Source organism: Pseudonocardia sp. D17 (assembly GCF_036984265.1).
In the GTDB taxonomy this organism is placed as follows: Bacteria; Actinomycetota; Actinomycetes; order Mycobacteriales; family Pseudonocardiaceae; genus Pseudonocardia; species Pseudonocardia benzenivorans.
In genome coordinates, this window is the sequence record NZ_BPRG01000033.1 from 79,018 (window position 1) to 94,784 (window position 15,767).

The following is a 15,767-nucleotide window of genomic DNA, read 5'->3' on the forward strand; positions in this document are numbered from 1 at the left end:
GACACCGGATTGCTCCTCCCGCGTCGAACGATGCGGGCACGAGCGTAGGACGAGGGTGTCAGACACGTCAAGAAACTGACGAGCCAGTATCGATCAGCTCTCCTCGCGAAGGAGCCGGGCCAGGTAGTCGAGGTCCTGCTGCAGCAGGGCGACCGCGCCGAGCGGCGTGGGCGCGGTGGGGCGTCGCTCGTCGACCTGCGCGACCATGGCGAGGGCGTTGGCCGCGATCTGCTCGGCCACCGGCTCGGCGGGATGTGCGGGGGCCGGGTGGAACCACCAGGCCACCCAGTTGCACATGCCGATGATCGACAACGCCGTGATCCGGCTGTCGAGCGGCCGGAACACCCCCGCCGTGACGCCCTCGTCCAGCACCGCCGTGACCTCGCGCAGCACAGCCCGGCGCGAGTCGAGGTGCCGCTCGGCGATCTCGGCGGGCAACGACTGCTCGCTTCGGTCGAGCGTCCGGAACTGCGCCGGCTGCTCCGCTCGCTGCATGACGAGCGTGTGGACGAGCGTGCGCAGCTTCTCGGCGGGTTCCAGGTCCACCCGCTCCCGCACCGCGCGGAGGGTGAGGGCGGCCTCCTGGCTCGTCGCCTCGACCATCGCGACGAGCAGCTCCTCCTTGCTGCGCACGTAGTTGTAGAGGTTCGGCCTGCTCAGACCCACCGCGTCCGCGACGTCCTGCAGCGTCGTGCCCTCGTAGCCGCGCTCGGCGAAGAGCTGCATCGCCTGCTCGAGGATCTCGCTCATCATGAGCTTGCGCCGCGGCGCCTGCTTCCGGGGACCCCGGCCGTTGCCACCCCGCTCGACGTCCTCCGTCACCCGGCCACCGTAGACGCCGTCCACTCCGGAGACCGGCGGCTCCTCCACGTCGACCCGGCCGCCGCCGGGCCGAGGGGTGACGACCCGACCCGGTCGGCCCGGTGGGCAGGTCAGGCCGTCTCGCCCCGAATGGACCGAGGATCGCGCAAGCCGGCCCGTGAGTGGCTGTCCGGATCCGTCGGGCACCACACGGTGACCGGGAACGTCGTCGTGCGCCTCATCCCACGGGCTCGACCGCCCTGGAGGCGGTCGAGATGAGCTGCAGCACGTCGTCGGGGTGGGAGACCATCGCCACGTGGTTCGTCGCGACCTCGACTGTCGTGGCGTTCATGCGGGCGGCGAACTGACGCTGGGCCTCCGGCGGGATCGCCTGGTCGCCGTGGGCGACCAGGAACCAGGACGGGTGCGACCGCCACGCCGGTACCCCCATCACCTCCTCGACCGCGGACCACGCCAGCGGCTGCTGCACCGCGTGCATGACCCGCGCCTTGACCGGGTCGACGTCGGCCGCGAAATGGTTGACGAAGTCCTCCTCGGGCAGCCAGGCGAAGCCCTGCTCGTCGACGTCCAGGTGCGCCAGCGCGGGGCCCGGGGGAGCCTGCGCCAACAGTTGACCGATCGACTCACCCTCGTCGAGGCCGAAGGCGGCGACGTAGACGAGGCCGACGACGTTCGGCGCATCCGTGCCCAGCGCGGTGATGATCTGGCCGCCGTAGGAGTGGCCCGCGACGATCGTGGGACCGTCCTGACGGGCCAGGACCTGGCGGAGCCGGGCGACGTCGGCCGCCAACGACGACTCCGGGAACTGGGGCGCGGTGACGGTGAAACCGTCGGCCTGCAGGCGCTCGATGACCGCGCTCCAGCTGGAGCCGTCGGCCCACGCGCCGTGGACCAGGACGATGTTGACTCGGCGACTCATGGCGTTCCCTTCCGGATGGCGGTGTCGAACAGTCACGGCGCGCGGTCGCGGACGCCGCAGGGCAGACCGGGCGTCGTCACACACGGCCGGGGTTCCGCAGGTCGCGGAGGTTCCACGCCGACCCCGCGGGGTCCGGGAACTCACCCGGGCCCCGTATCGGCGTTGCTCGTCGATGTCACCCGGATCGGTCATCCCGGTTCGACGTCCGGCCGGGTCGGTCCACGAGTTCGGGCAGGTACCGCAGTACATGGCCCGACAGGTCCGTGGCCGCTGACACCACTCCGGGACCGAGCGCCTCCGGGTTCTCGCGCATCTGTCCGGCGAGGCCGTCGAGGAGCCGGGCGATTCCTGACATCACGTACTCACCGGGGAACTGCGCCCCGAAGATCCACTCGGCTGCGGAGCCACGCAGCGCTGCGGCCGCTTCTTCCAGCCGGGCCGGGTCGCCCCGGATGGACCACCGGCCCGGAGGATCGTCATCCGCTCCCACAGGTGGTCCCCGTCCCGCCGATCACGACGATCTTCACGAGCGTTCCTCCCGTCGGACGTTCGTGGCACCCGGCCGCGGCCGACCGACGGGCCGACCAGCGGGCGACGCTAGGCAACGGGTCTCCGCGACTCATCACCCCCGAGGGGTGGTTGACGTGACCGACCCCGCGGGCAGCGCCGGACGAGCGGCCGCCGGGCCCGGGACCCGGGGTCCTTCGCGGGATGCTGGGACGCGATCTCCCGGCTCGACGTCGCCGCCGGCCTGGCAGCCCTCGACCTGCCCGTCCTGGTGTTCACCGGGGACGCCGACATCAGCCTGCCCCCCGACGCGGCGGAGACGCTCGCCCGCACCGGCCGGGACACGACGACGGTCACCGTCGCGGGCGGATGGCACCTCGGTGCCTACGAGCACCCGGAGCCCTACCGGGACGCGATCGAGGCCTTCCTCGCCACGCTCCCGACCCACCCGAGCGGCGCTGTCCTGGGGTAGGTCCGCACAAGGGCGTCGTTCGCGCGCGATCCGGTGTCGCCGCTGGTAGGCCGCTCAGGTCGTGGGGCCGGCGCTGCGCGGCCGGCGGTCCGCGGCGCGCAGGGGGCCTCCGGATCCGTACTGCATCGTCGAGGCGTAGCAGGCCAGGTAGAGCGCGAGGAACTGGCTCGGGTCGTCGAGGTCGACGCCGAGCACGTCGAGCACCCGCCGGATCCGGTACGCCACCGTGTTGCGGTGCAGGTAGAGCTGCTCGGAGGTGCGGCTGACCGATCGGTTGTTCTCCAGGTAGACCCGCAGCGTCGTGGCGTACTCCTTCTGCTTGGCCTTGCCCAGTCCGGCCAGCGGGGCCATCAGGTCGTCGATGCTGTGCCGGACGGAGCTGGACGAGTACCACTCGACGAGCAGCCTGCTCAGCCCCGGCGCATCGAACAGCACCGGCTCGTTCAGCGCGCCGCGCAGCCGGGCGCTCTGCAGGGCGGAGTCCGCCTCGGCCCGGGAGGCGCGCATCCCCTGCAGGCCCTCGTGGGACCCGCCGATCCCGCAGAGCACCTCGAGGCCGGGCAGCGACGCGACCATCGCGTCGATCACGGTCTGCGCCGCGGTCCGCAGCCTGCGCAGCTCGGCCGGCCCGTCGGGACGGCTGCTGCTGCGCAGCAGCAGCACGCCACCCGCGCGGGGCGCCATCGTCCACCGCCCCTCGTGGTGGGCCGCCGTCTGCACCGCGACCCGGCCGAGGGTCTGCGTGTGGTGGTAGCCGGCGACGGGGTCGTCCTGCGCGAGCGCCGGCAGGTTCGCGAACTCCAGCTGCACGATCTGGTGCCATGCCTCGACCCGGACGCCGACGTCGGCGGCGCGGCGGATCAGCGGTCCGCCCTCCTCGGTGGTGGCGTCGAGCAACTGGTTGAGCAGCTCGCCCGCGGACATGAGGGACAGCTCGTGCGCGCGTTCGGTCTCGATCGAGCGCCGCGTCATCGCCGCGGCGATCCGCCACATCGCCAGTTGCGCGAGCGCGTCCTCGGCGGCGGTCGTCGGCTCGCGCTGCAGCCAGGGGCCTTCCGGGTCGGTCAGCACGGCGGGGATCCCGGTCAGCCGCGGGTCCCTGGCCACCAGTTGCAGGCCGAACGTCCGGGCGGCGCCGCTGCGCCGCAGCAGCGCGGCGTCGGTGAGCTGCTCGGACTCCAGCGCGGCGACCTCGGCGCACACGCCCATGGCTCGATCCAGCAGCGTCGGCAACTGCGCGTCGAGCATCCGGACGACGGTCGTCAGCAGCCGGGTGACGTCGGCCGGTCTGGTGAGACGGATCAGCGACAGCTCCTCGCGGCGGGCCAACGCGACCGCGCTGAGCGAGGGCCGCGGCGCGTCGGACTGCAGGACCAGGCCCGCGACGTCGGCGCCCAGCCGGCGCAGCGCGACGTCGAGCTTGTAGCCCTGCGCGTCACGCGACGCCGCCCGGCTGAGCACGACCAGCGCCTGCGGCGGGCTCTCGCCGATGTCGTGCAGGTCCTCGGCCAGCCACACAGCCCGGACGTCACGGTCGGTGGTACCCGCCAGCACGTCCACGAGCGCAGGCTCGCGCCGCTCCAGCTCGGCCAGCACGTCCGACACGGTCAGGCGCACCCATCGGGCTCCCTGCATCCGGTAGTTCACCATTGTGCAGCCGGAACAATCAAGGCTCCGAGCTTGTGCACGGCGCCATGGCCGCGGGTGGTCCACACCACTAACGTCGTCGCAGATCACGCGAAACGGACCGGACGTGGAAAGGACACTCGGTGGCAGCATCGCGTCTCGGCATCCTCCTGCTCAGCACCACCGCGCCGGAGCGCATCGGTCAGATGTCCGCTCGGTGCGAGGACCTCGGTTTCGACGAGGTGTGGCTGGCCGAGGACTACTTCTTCTACGGCGGTTTCAACGCCGCTGCCCAGGCGCTCGCCGCCACCGGTCGGATCCGGGTCGGGCTCGGGGTGATCTCCTGCGTCGCCCGGCACCCGGCCGCGACGGCGATGGAGATCGCGTCGCTGGAGCGTTCCTTCCCGGGTCGGCTGTTGCCGGGGATCGGGCACGGCGTCCCGGCCTGGGTGGCGCAGATGGGTCTGACCCCGAAGTCACCGATGCGCGCGCTGACCGAGGCCGTCACCGGTATCCGGACGTTGCTGACCAGCTCGGAGCCGTTCACGACCGAGGGCGAGTACTTCACCTTCCGCGACGTGGCCCTGTTCCACCCGCCGGGTGGCGAGGTGCCGCTGTACCTGGGAGTGATCGGGGCCAAGGGCTGCGAGCTGGCCGGCCGGATCGCCGACGGCAACGTGCTGTCGGTACTCGCGCCGACCGAGTACGTCACGTGGGCGCGCGACCTCGGGCAGCGCGGGATGGCCGCGGCAGGCCGGTCGGGCACGTTCAGCGTCCCGACCTACGTGCTCACCGCGGTGGACGAGGACCGCGACCGGGCCCGCCGAGCCGTGCGCGAGTCGCTGGCGTTCTACCTGGACGCGATCGGCCCGACCCCGCTGACCGGCGCGATCGGCATCAACGACACCGTCGCCGAGCTGGCCGCCGGCGGCTTCGCCGCGCTCGTCGACGGCATGCCGGACGAGTGGGTCGACCGACTGGCGATCTGCGGCACCCCTGACGAGGTGGCCAAGCGGATCGAGCAGTACTGGGCCGCGGGCGCCGACAGTGTCGTCCTCTCGCCACAGCCTGCCGACACCGTCGGGTCCCAGCTCGAGCTGATCGCCGCCGAGGTGCTGCCGCGGTTGAGCCGGTGACGGCGGTCGAGGTGGGCATGCAGATCGACCTGGACAACCTGCCGGCACTCTCCCTGGGCTGCACCGTCTTCGCCGGGGGCGGCGGCGGGGACCCGCGCATCGGCGAGCTCATGGCGATGGAGGCGATCCACCGGCTCGGACCCGTCGAGGTACTGCCGCTGGAGGCGCTCGACGACGACGACCTGATCATGCCGTGCGGGATGATCGGGGCCCCGACGGTGATGGTGGAGAAGATTCCGAACGGAGCGGAGGGGCGGGTCATCCGCGAGGCCTACGAGGGCCGTTTCGGCCGGCACGTCGCCGCGGTGATGCCGTTCGAGATGGGCGGGATCAACGGCGTACTGCCGGTGGCGTGGGCCGCCTACGCCGGCCTGCCGCTGCTCGACGCGGACTTCATGGGCCGCGCCTTTCCCGAGCTGCAGATGCTCACCCCGCACCTGTACGGGATGTCCGGCTCGCCGGCGGTGATCACCGACGAGCGGCTGCAGACCATCGTGTTCAACACCCGCGACAACATCTGGCTCGAACGGCTCGTCCGCAACTGCGTGGCCACGCTCGGTGGGTCCGCCTGCGGCGGCCTCTACCCGATGACGGCCGGGGCCGCGCGCCGGCCTGCCATCACCGGCACGGTGACGCGGGCCATCCGGATGGGCGAGGCGATCCGGCGCGGGGGCGAGGACCCGCTCTCCGCGATCGGGCAGGTCGCGCCGCTGACCCGGCTCGGTCAGGGCAAGGTCGTCGACATCGAGCGGCGCACCAGCGGCGGTTTCGTCCGCGGCTCCGCGCTGGTCGAGGGCCTCGCCGCGGACAAGGGTCGGCTCTTCCGGCTGGAGTTCCAGAACGAGAACCTCGTCGTGCTCGAAGACGGGGAGCCGCTCGCGACGGTCCCGGACATCATCACGCTGCTCGACCTCCACACCGGCCATGGGATCGTCACCGAGGGCATCCGCTACGGGCAGCGGATCGAGATCGTCGCGTTCCCCTCGCCCGAGGTGTGGACGAGCCCCGAGGGACTCTCGGCGGTGGGTCCGCGGGCCTTCGGCTACGACTTCGACTACGTCGCGGTGGGGGTTCGCCATGGCTGAGCGCGGCCGGCTGCGCGTCGGCATCGACGTCGGCGGCACCAACACCGACGCCGTGATCGTCGACGACCAGGCCAAGCTACTGGCGAAGGTCAAGCACCCCACCACGTCCGACGTCACGACGGGCATCCTCTCGGCGCTGCGCCTGGTGCTCGCCCAGCTCGACGGCGCCGCCGCAGGCATCAGTCACGTGATGCTGGGCACGACCCACGCCACCAACGCGATCCTGGAGCGCCGCAACCTCAACAGGGTCGCCGCGATCCGCCTCGGTGGCCCTGCGACGCACTCGGTCCCGCCGCTGGCGGCGTGGCCGGCCGATCTGCGCGCGGCGGTCTCCTGCGGCGCGACGATCGTCGACGGCGGGGTCGAGATGACCGGGGAGCCGATCGTCCCGCTCGACGAGGACGCGGTGCGCCGCTTCCTCGACGAGGTGGCCGAGCAGGCCGAGGGGGTGGCGATCTCCGGGGTCTTCTCGCCCGTGCTGTCCGACCAGGAGTACCGGGTCGAGGAGCTGGTCCGGGAGGTGCTCGGCGACGTCCCGGTCTCGCTCAGCCACGAGATCGGCTCGCTGGGGCTGCTGGAGCGGGAGAACGCGTGCGTGCTCAACGCCGCGCTGGTCGCGGTGGCGGCCAGGGTGACCGCCGGGCTGGGCGACGCGATGACCGTCAACGGGATCTCGGCCGAGGCCTACATCGCGCAGAACGACGGCACCCTGATGAGCCTGGACTACGTGCGCCGCTACCCGATCCTCACCATCGGCAGCGGTCCCACCAACAGCATGCGCGGGGCCAGCTACCTGACCGGGGCGACCGACGCGCTGGTCGTGGACGTGGGCGGCACGTCGACCGACATCGGCATCCTCACCGCCGGCTTCCCGAGGGAGTCGTCCACCGCGGTCGAGATCGGCGGGGTGCGGACGAACTTCCGGATGCCCGACCTGGTCTCGCTGGCCATCGGCGGCGGCACGATCGTCGGCCCGGCCGGCGACGACGTGCAGCTCGGGCCGGGCAGCGTCGGGTACCGCCTCACCTCCGAGGCGCTGGTCTTCGGCGGGACGGTGCCCACGTTGACCGACGCGATCGTCGCCGCCGGCCGGGCCCACGGCATCGGCGACCCCTCCCGCACCGCCGCGCACGAGCGGCTGCTGCGCCGGGCCGTCGCCGCGTCCGACGCCCGGATCGAGGAGGGCGTGGACCGGGTGAAGACGTCCGGCCGTGAGCTGCCGCTGATCGCCGTGGGCGGGGGCAGCGGGCTCATCCCCGACTCGCTGGCCGGGGTGGCCGGCGTCGAACGGCCGGAGAACTACGACGTCGCCAACGCGATCGGTGCGGCGATCGCGTCGGTGTCCGGTGAGCTCGACCGCGTCTTCGCCTATGGCAAGGACGGCCGCGACGAGGCCATCGCCGAGGCCGTCCGGTTGGCCAGGGACGAGGCGATCCGCGCGGGCGCCGATCCAGGGCACGTCGAGGTGGTCGAGATCGAGGAGGTTCCGTTGGCCTATCTCACCGATCCGGTCGCCAGGGTCCGGGTGAAGGCCGCCGGGCCGTTGAAGACACATTGACCTGTGCCGGCCGCACAGGTAGGACGACGACCTCGTGCAGCCGGCACACAGCCCATCGGCTGACCGTTCCCAACTTCGGCCGACACGACCGTCGGAAAGGAGGTGTCATGGAACTGAGTACAGCGGACTCGGTCGACGAGGCCCTCGACGAGTTGTCGCGGCGCGGCGAGCGGTGCCGGGTCCTCGCGGGTGGCACCGACGTGATGATCCAGCTCGCCCGCCGGGAGATCGCACCGGAGCACCTGCTGCACGTCGAGCGGCTCGGCGAGCTGCGGGCTGTCGAGACCGACGGCAGCACCCGGCTCGGCGCGCTGGTGACCCACCGAGACCTGGCCGTCGGCCGGCTCGGACCCGGCTACGCCGCGGTCGCGGAGTCGGCCGCCACCGTCGGCGGCCTGCAGACCCAGGTCGTCGGCACGATCGGCGGCAACGTCTGCAACGCCTCGCCCGCCGCGGACACGTTGCCCGCGCTGCTCGTGCACGACGCCGAGGTGACGCTGCGCAGCGTGCGGGGGAGCCGGACCGTCCCGCTGGCCGAGTTCGTCGTCGGCAGGCGGGTCACCACGCGGGCGCCCGACGAGCTGCTCACCACGATCACCCTGGGCCGGCCCGCACCGCGCACCGGGGACGTCTATCTCAAGGTCGGCAGGCGCAGCGCGATGGAGGTGGCGATCGTCGGGCTCGCGGCACGGCTGACGTTCGACGGCACCGGCGTCGTCACCGACGCCCGGATCGCCGTCGCATCGGTGGGACCACGCCCGCTGCGCTCGGTCGGCGCCGAGACGGCCCTCGTCGGGGGCACCGGGGACGCGGAGTCGGTCCACGCGGCCGCGAAGGCACTGCTGCAGGACGTCGACCCGATCGACGACGTGCGCGGAACCGCGGACTACCGGCGCCGCGTGATCCCCGGGCTGCTCGGTAGGGCCGTCCGGGTCTGCGCACAGCGAGCGGAGGGATGAGCGCGGTGGACGTCACGTTGACCGTCAACGGCAGGCAGGCGCAGGTCGAGATCGAGCCGGCCGAGACGCTGCTGGGGATGCTGCGCGAGCGGCTGCGGCTGACCGGCACCAAGGAGGGCTGCAACGAGGGCGAGTGCGGCGCGTGCACGGTGCTGGTCGACGGGCTGCCCGTGGACTCGTGCATCTATTCGGCCGCCGCCACGTCCGGGCGCTCGGTCGAGACCGTCGAGGGCCTCGCCGACGACGACCTCGGTCGCGAGCTGCAGGCCGCGTTCGTCGCCGCCGGCGGCGTGCAGTGCGGGTTCTGCACGCCCGGCTTCCTGACGACCCTCGTCGCCGTGCTGCGGGAGAACCCCGAACCGTCCGAGCCGGAGCTGCGCGAGGCGCTGGCCGGCAACATCTGCCGCTGCACCGGCTACAGCCAGATCCTCGACGCGGTCGCCGCGACGATCTCCGGGAGGAACCGACGATGAGCGTCATCGGCGAGCGCGTCCCGCGCAGCGACGGGCGTGCGAAGGCCAGCGGCGAGGCCGAGTACGGCGTCGACCACGCCGAGCCGGGCATGATCTGGGGCGCGCTGGTGCGCTCGCCCGTCAGCTCGGGCCGGATCACCCGGCTCGACACCGCGCCGGCGCTGGCGATGCCCGGGGTGCACGCCGTGGTCACGGCGGCGGACGCGCCCGACACCCGGGCCGGCTGGGTGCTGCGCGACCAGCGGCTGTTCGCCGCCGACCGGGTGCTCTACGAGGGCCAGCCGGTCGCCGCGGTGGCGGCCGACACCCTTGAGCTGGCCCGGGAGGCCGCGGCAGCCGTCGTGCTCGAGATCGAGCCACTGCCCGCGGTGGTCGACCTCGACGCGGCGCTGCGCCCCGACGCGCCTCTCGTGCATCCCGACTGGGAGAGCTACGTCCCGGCCCTCGGCCCCGACGCCGACTACCCGCGCCACGGGAACCTCGCCGCCGAGTCGGTGTCCGACCCGCCCGGGGTCGACGACGCCTTCGCCAGGGCCCACCGGGTCGTCACCGACGAGTTCGTGGTGCAGCGCCAGTACCAGGCCTACATCGAGCCCAAGAGCGCGGTCGGGATCTACCGCGACGGCCGCTTCACCGTCCACACGGCGCACCAGTTCCCCTACAACGTCCGCGACCGGGTGTCGCAGTTCCTCGACGTCCGGCCGTCCGCGGTGCGCATCGTCGGACACACGATCGGCGGCGGGTTCGGCGCCAAGCTCGACGCGGCACTGGAGCCGTACGCCGCGCTGCTGTCGAAGGCGGCGCGGGGGCGGGCGGTCAAGCTCGTCAACACCCGCACCGAGGACCTGATCACCTGCCCCAGCCGGGAGGGGGCGATCACCCGGGTGCGGTCCGCACTCGACGAGGACGGCACGATCATCGCCCGCGAGCTGGAGGTGATCGCCGACAACGGCGCCTACAGCGGGGAGATGCCCTGGCTGGCCAGCATCGCGCTGCACTGCGCGCGCGGTGTCTACCGGGCCGGCCCGACGCGGGTGACGGCCCGGCTCGTCTACACGAACACGGCCCCGACCGGCGCGTTCCGCGGTGTCAACGGCACCTACCTGTACCACGCCGTCGAGCGGCACATGGACCACATCGCCGCCGAGCTGGGCGTCGACCGGCGGGAGTACCGGCTGCGCCACCTGTTCGACGACGGCGAGGAGCTGCTCAACGGGCAGGTGCTGACCGACGCCGGGATCCTGCGTGAGGGCTTCGAGGCGATCGAGGCGGCGGCGCCGTGGGCGAAGCTGGAGGCGGAGCGGCGGCCCTACCGCGGCATCGGGATCGCCGCGGCCTGGTGGCTGACCAACCCGATGCCCGGCACGGCCGTGGTGAAGCTGCACGAGGACGGAACCGCCGCGGTGATCACCGCGGCCACGGACAACGGCTCGGGTGCGGTGTCCATGGGCGTCACGCAGATCGTGGCGGAACGGCTCGGCATCCCGCCGTCGGACGTGTTCGTCACGCTGCCCGACACCGACGTCGCCGGGTTCGACGCGGGGTCGCAGGGCAGCCGCACCACCCGGATCGTCGGAAAGGCCTCGCAGATCGCCGCCGACGAGGTGATCACGAAGCTCAAGGACGTCGCGGCGGGGCTGTTGGAGGCCGCGGCCGACGACCTCGAGGTCGCCGACGGGACGGTCCGGGTCAAGGGCGCACCGGGCACCAGCGTCCCGATCGCCGTGGTCGCCGCGACGGCCACGAACACCGTCGGGCCGATCCAGGGCACCGGGTCGTTCGTCACCCCGTTCCCGGACTTCAACCCCGGCTGTGCCACCGGGCTGATGCTGCCGTCGTTCCCGACGCCGACCTACCACGTGCACCTGGCCGAGGTGGAGGTCGACCCGGTCACCGGCACGGTGCAGGTACTGCGCTACCTGGTCGCGCAGGAGGTGGGGGCGGTGATCAGCCCGGACGGCACCTACGGCCAGGTGATGGGCGGGGTGACCCAGGGCATCGGGTACGCGCTGCACGAGAGCCTGCGGATCGGCGAGGACGGCCGCTACCGCGAGCGGACGCTGGAGAGCTACCGGCTGCCGCTGGCCGGCGACGTGCCCCGCGTCGAGTTCTTCCCCCTCGAACACCCCGACCCCGACGGCCCGCACGGTGCCAAGGGCGTCGGGGAGGGCCCGATCCTGCTGCCCGCCGCGGTCATCGCCAACGCGGTCAGCGACGCGATCGGCCGACCGCTGAACAACATCCCGATCACGCCGGAGGAGGTCCTCGCGGCGCTGCAGACAGCCGAGTTGAGGAACGACGAGGAGCACGTGCGATGACCATCGTTGAACCCGACAGGACCACCTACACCGGAACCAGGGTGCGGCGCACCGAGGACCCGCGGCTGCTCGCGGGCCGCGGCCAGTACGTCGACGACGTCACGGTGCCCAAGATGATCGAGGCAGCGGTGCTGCGCAGTCCGCTGGCGCACGCCCGGATCACCGGCATCGACGTCAGCCGGGCCCGCGAGCTGCCCGGCGTCTTCGACGTCATCACCGGCCGCGACCTGGCGGCCGTCGCGGGCGAGCAGCCGGTGATCTGGTTCCCGATCCCCGACCAGCGGATCGCGCGCACCCACGCGTTGGCCGTCGAGCGGGTCCGCTGGGTCGGCCAGGCGGTCGCGGCCGTGGTGGCGGTGAACCGCTACGTGGCCGAGGACGCGCTGGAGCTGATCGAGGTCGACTACGAGCCGCTGCCGGTCGTCGCCGACCTCGACGCGGCGCTCGCCCCGGACGCGCCGAAGCTCTACGACGACTGGCCCGACAACGTCAGCGGCTCGCTCACGTATACCGCCGGCGACGCCGAGGCCGCCTTCGCCGAGGCCGACGTGGTGGTCCGGGAGAGCTTCACCCACGGCCGGGCGTTCGGCTGCCCGCTGGAGCCGCGGGGCTGCATCGTCGAGTGGGACGACTTCGCCGGGACCGTCGACGTCCACCTGTCCACGCAGTCGCCGAACCTGGCCCGTGACCTGCTCTCCGAGGTGCTCGGGGTGCCGGTGCACAAGATCCGGGTGCGCACCCCCAACCTGGGCGGCGGTTTCGGCAACAAGTTCGACTTCTACGGCGAGGAGGTGATCGCCGCGGTGCTCTCGCGGCGCACCGGCCGCCCCGTCAAGCTCATCGAGGACCGGCTCGACAGCTTCGTTGCCACCTCGCACTCCCGCGACCAGCGCCTGGACTTCGAGATGGCGCTGCGCGACGACGGCACGATCCTCGGGCTGCGGGGGATCTCCTACGGCGTGCTCGGCGGAGCGCTGGGCACGGTCGGCGCCGGGCCGCCGTGGGCGTCGGTGCTCACCTGCATGGGCCCCTACAAGATCCCGAACCTGGACGTGACGGTGAAGGCCGTCGTCACCAACCGGTCGCCGTACGGCTCCTACCGCGGCTGGGGCGTGCCGAAGGCCAACATCGTGCACGAGCGGCTGATCGAGATCGCCGCCCGGGAGCTGGGGATGGACCGCGCGGCGATCCGCCGCAAGAACTTCCCGGCGCCCGAGGAGTTCCCGTTCTTCAGCGGGGTCGCGTTCACCTACGACAGCGGCGACTACGCCGCCTGCCTCGACCTGGCGATGAGCAAGGTCGACGAGCTGGGCTGGCGGGACCGGCAGGCCGCGGCGCGGGCCGAGGGGCGCTCGCTCGGCATCGGCTACTCGTTCCACATCGAGCCGAGCGCCTACGGGCCGAGCCGGATCCTCAACCTGGTCGGCCTGGCCCACTCCGGCTTCGACGAGGTGACCGTGCGGATGGACTCCGTCGGCAAGGTCACGGTCTACTCCGGACAGATCAACATGGGTCAGGGTACGCACACGATCTACGCGCAGCTGACCGCCGACGGGCTCGGCATCCCGATGGAGGACGTCGTCGTGGTCACCGGCGACACCGACTCCTGCCCCTACACCGGCTACGGCACGGGCGGCAGCCGGGCCGCCCCGCTCGGCGGCGCGGCGATCCTGCGGGCGACCGAGCGGTTGCAGGCGAAGATCCTCCGCGTGGCCGCGGAGCTGCTCGAGGCCTCGCCCGACGACCTGCAGATCGAGAAAGGCGTGATCAGCGTCAAGGGCACGACGTCGCGCTCGGTGACGACCCGCGACGTGGGCGACGCCGCCTACCGCAGGCTGCTGAACAAGATGCCCGAGTCGGAGGTGCCGACGCTGGAGGAGGTCGACGTGTTCGACCCACCCAACATGGCCACCTCCTACGGATGCACCGCGCTGCTGGTGGAGGTCGACCGGGGCACCGGCGCGGTCACCCTGCTGGACTGCCTGCAGGCCCACGACTGCGGCACGGTGATCAACCCGATGCTGGTGGACGGCCAGCTGGCGGGCGGGCTCGCCCAGGCCCTCGGCGGGGCGCTGCTGGAGGAGCTCGTCTACGACGAGGAGGGCCAGCTGCGCACGGCCAGCTTCATGGACTACCTGCTGCCGACGGCGATGGAGATCCCGCCGTTCCACTTCTTCCACCAGGAGACGCCCGCCCCGGACATTCCCGGCGGGATCAAGGGGGTGGGGGAGGCGGGCACGATCGCCGGCGTCTCGCTCGTCGCCAGCGCCGTCGACGACGCGCTCAGCGACCTCGGGGTGACGGTGACCCGGTTCCCGATCACGCCGCCGCGGCTGCTCGACCTGATCCAGGCCGCCCAGACCCCCATCGGGCAGACCCCCACCGGACAGGCCCGCACCGAGGAGGACGCGCGATGAAGCCACCGGCCGTCCGCTACGCCCGGGCCGGCGACGTCCGGGAGGCCGTCGCGCTGCTCGCCGAGCACGGCTCCGACGCGAAGGTGCTCGCCGGCGGCCAGAGCCTCGTGCCGCTGATGAGCTTCCGGCTCGCCCGACCGTCGATCCTCGTCGACATCAACCGGGTCGGCGGGCTCGACCGCATCGAGCAGGACAACGGCAGCCTGCTGATCGGAGCGATGGCCCGGCAGCGCGACGTCGAGCTCAGCGACGTCGCCGCGGCGGCGGTGCCACTGCTGCCACAGGCGCTGCGCTACGTCGGGCACGTCACGATCCGCAACCGGGGCACCGTCGGCGGCAGCCTCGCGCACGCCGACCCTGCAGCGGAGCTGCCCGCGGTGGTCACCGCGCTCGGCGGGGAGCTGGTGTTGGAGGGCCCCGGCGGCACCCGGTCCGTCGCGGCCGAGGACTTCTTCACCGGCACCTTCACCACGGTGATGGCACCCGACGAGGTGCTGGTCGGCGTCCGGCTGCCACGGCTGCCCGACCGCACCGGTGTCGCCGTCGAGGAGCTGGCCCGCCGGCACGGCGACTTCGCCGTCGTCGGGGTGGTCGCCGCGGTCCACCTCGCCGACGACGGCACCGTCGACCTGGTGCGGCTGGCCGCGAGCGGGGTCGACTCCGTCCCGGTCCGGCTGCACGCCGCGGAGGCCGCGCTCAGCGGGGCGAGGCCGACCGCAGATGTCCTCGAGGCCGCAGCGGCCACCGTCGACGCGAGCATCCATCCGGCCGACGACGTCCACGCTCCGGCGTCGTACCGGCGACACGTCGCCCGGCTGCTGGTGCAGCGGGCACTGGGAGCGGCCGTCGAGCGGAGCGGAGTGGAGCGATGACAGAACTGGCGAGCGGGTCGACGTCCCAGCGCGAGCTGGCGAGCGAGTCGACGTCACAGCGCAACACCGAGTCGATCACGGTGACCGTCAACGGGCACGCCTACACCGCCGACTGCGAGCCCCGGGTCACGCTGGCGGACTTCCTGCGGCACACGTGCGGCCTCACCGGCACCCACCTCGGCTGCGAGCACGGCGTGTGCGGAGCGTGCACCATCCTGGTCGACGGTCGCTCGGCGCGGGCGTGCCTGATGCTGGCGGTGCAGGCCGACGGCGCCACGATCACCACCGTCGAGGGGCTGGCCGCCGGCAACGCGCTCAACCCGCTGCAGGAGGCGTTCTGGGACAACCACGGCCTGCAGTGCGGGTTCTGCACGCCGGGCATGCTGATGACGGCGACGGAGCTGCTGGCCGACAACCCGGACCCCGACGCGGCCGAGGTGCGGGAGGGCTTGTCCGGCAACCTGTGTCGCTGCACGGGCTATGACTCCATCGTGCGCTCGGTGCTCGACGCGGCGCAGCGGATGCGCGGCTGAAGGCGCCGCCGGTGTCGCGCCGAATCACGCGACTCCTCGGCGGCGCAGGCGCCGGGCCCGGGGTACCGAC

Annotated in this window: 13 protein-coding genes; 10 read left to right on the top strand and 3 right to left on the bottom strand. The window is 72.7% G+C overall.

Annotation, left to right across the window (positions count from 1 at the left end):
• Nucleotides 1–93: 93 nt before the first annotated feature.
• Nucleotides 94–822: a TetR/AcrR family transcriptional regulator gene (locus PSD17_RS04910; protein WP_234028080.1), complete on the bottom strand. Its 729-nt coding sequence runs from the start codon at nucleotides 820–822 to the stop codon at nucleotides 94–96.
• A 217-nt stretch (nucleotides 823–1,039) separates the two neighbouring features.
• Nucleotides 1,040–1,741, bottom strand: coding sequence for an alpha/beta fold hydrolase (locus PSD17_RS04915; protein WP_013678428.1), 702 nt, complete (start codon nucleotides 1,739–1,741; stop codon nucleotides 1,040–1,042).
• Nucleotides 1,742–2,519: 778 nt separating this feature from the next.
• Here PSD17_RS04915 and PSD17_RS04920 point away from each other — a divergent pair.
• Nucleotides 2,520–2,720 (top strand): alpha/beta fold hydrolase, encoded by a 201-nt coding sequence (locus PSD17_RS04920; protein WP_339121820.1) that lies wholly within the window; start codon nucleotides 2,520–2,522, stop codon nucleotides 2,718–2,720.
• 54 nt (nucleotides 2,721–2,774) lie between these two features.
• Here the strand turns inward: PSD17_RS04920 and PSD17_RS04925 are convergent, their stop codons facing one another.
• Entirely contained in the window at nucleotides 2,775–4,337 is a 1,563-nt protein-coding gene (locus tag PSD17_RS04925; RefSeq protein WP_143770703.1) for a PucR family transcriptional regulator, read from the bottom strand.
• 152 nt (nucleotides 4,338–4,489) lie between these two features.
• On the opposite strand from PSD17_RS04925, the gene PSD17_RS04930 reads away from it, so the two are divergent.
• The 9 genes from PSD17_RS04930 to PSD17_RS04970 all read left to right on the top strand — a co-directional run bounded on the left by PSD17_RS04930 (nucleotide 4,490) and on the right by PSD17_RS04970 (nucleotide 15,697).
• Nucleotides 4,490–5,482 (top strand): LLM class flavin-dependent oxidoreductase, encoded by a 993-nt coding sequence (locus PSD17_RS04930; RefSeq protein WP_013678440.1) that lies wholly within the window; start codon nucleotides 4,490–4,492, stop codon nucleotides 5,480–5,482.
• The gene (locus tag PSD17_RS04935; RefSeq protein ID WP_013678441.1) at nucleotides 5,479–6,567 is read left to right on the top strand and encodes a DUF917 domain-containing protein; all 1,089 of its coding nucleotides are present in this window, start codon (nucleotides 5,479–5,481) and stop codon (nucleotides 6,565–6,567) included. Before PSD17_RS04930 ends, PSD17_RS04935 begins: the two co-directional genes overlap by 4 nt.
• Nucleotides 6,560–8,125: a hydantoinase/oxoprolinase N-terminal domain-containing protein gene (locus PSD17_RS04940; protein ID WP_103381177.1), complete on the top strand. Its 1,566-nt coding sequence runs from the start codon at nucleotides 6,560–6,562 to the stop codon at nucleotides 8,123–8,125. Before PSD17_RS04935 ends, PSD17_RS04940 begins: the two co-directional genes overlap by 8 nt.
• A gap of 107 nt (nucleotides 8,126–8,232) precedes the next feature.
• Nucleotides 8,233–9,084, top strand: coding sequence for an FAD binding domain-containing protein (locus PSD17_RS04945; protein ID WP_013678443.1), 852 nt, complete (start codon nucleotides 8,233–8,235; stop codon nucleotides 9,082–9,084).
• Nucleotides 9,085–9,089: 5 nt separating this feature from the next.
• Nucleotides 9,090–9,557: a (2Fe-2S)-binding protein gene (locus PSD17_RS04950; protein WP_013678444.1), complete on the top strand. Its 468-nt coding sequence runs from the start codon at nucleotides 9,090–9,092 to the stop codon at nucleotides 9,555–9,557.
• The gene (locus tag PSD17_RS04955) at nucleotides 9,554–11,875 is read left to right on the top strand and encodes a xanthine dehydrogenase family protein molybdopterin-binding subunit (protein ID WP_339121824.1); all 2,322 of its coding nucleotides are present in this window, start codon (nucleotides 9,554–9,556) and stop codon (nucleotides 11,873–11,875) included. The genes PSD17_RS04950 and PSD17_RS04955 overlap by 4 nt, the downstream gene beginning before the upstream one ends.
• Nucleotides 11,872–14,292 carry a xanthine dehydrogenase family protein molybdopterin-binding subunit gene (locus tag PSD17_RS04960; protein WP_339121826.1) on the top strand — a complete coding sequence of 807 codons (2,421 nt, stop codon included), beginning with the start codon at nucleotides 11,872–11,874 and terminating at the stop codon, nucleotides 14,290–14,292. Before PSD17_RS04955 ends, PSD17_RS04960 begins: the two co-directional genes overlap by 4 nt.
• Nucleotides 14,289–15,164, top strand: coding sequence for an FAD binding domain-containing protein (locus PSD17_RS04965; RefSeq protein ID WP_339121828.1), 876 nt, complete (start codon nucleotides 14,289–14,291; stop codon nucleotides 15,162–15,164). The genes PSD17_RS04960 and PSD17_RS04965 overlap by 4 nt, the downstream gene beginning before the upstream one ends.
• Nucleotides 15,161–15,697 carry a (2Fe-2S)-binding protein gene (locus tag PSD17_RS04970; RefSeq protein WP_013678448.1) on the top strand — a complete coding sequence of 179 codons (537 nt, stop codon included), beginning with the start codon at nucleotides 15,161–15,163 and terminating at the stop codon, nucleotides 15,695–15,697. The genes PSD17_RS04965 and PSD17_RS04970 overlap by 4 nt, the downstream gene beginning before the upstream one ends.
• The last annotated feature ends 70 nt before the right edge of the window (nucleotides 15,698–15,767 follow it).

Coding starts and splice junctions, on each gene's coding strand:
- PSD17_RS04940 (WP_103381177.1), top strand. CDS start 6,560: ATGGCTGAGCGCGGCCGGCTGCGCGTCGGCATCGACGTCGGCGGCACC.
- PSD17_RS04970 (WP_013678448.1), top strand. CDS start 15,161: ATGACAGAACTGGCGAGCGGGTCGACGTCCCAGCGCGAGCTGGCGAGC.
- PSD17_RS04960 (WP_339121826.1), top strand. CDS start 11,872: ATGACCATCGTTGAACCCGACAGGACCACCTACACCGGAACCAGGGTG.
- PSD17_RS04945 (WP_013678443.1), top strand. CDS start 8,233: ATGGAACTGAGTACAGCGGACTCGGTCGACGAGGCCCTCGACGAGTTG.
- PSD17_RS04915 (WP_013678428.1), bottom strand. CDS start 1,741: ATGAGTCGCCGAGTCAACATCGTCCTGGTCCACGGCGCGTGGGCCGAC.
- PSD17_RS04955 (WP_339121824.1), top strand. CDS start 9,554: ATGAGCGTCATCGGCGAGCGCGTCCCGCGCAGCGACGGGCGTGCGAAG.
- PSD17_RS04965 (WP_339121828.1), top strand. CDS start 14,289: ATGAAGCCACCGGCCGTCCGCTACGCCCGGGCCGGCGACGTCCGGGAG.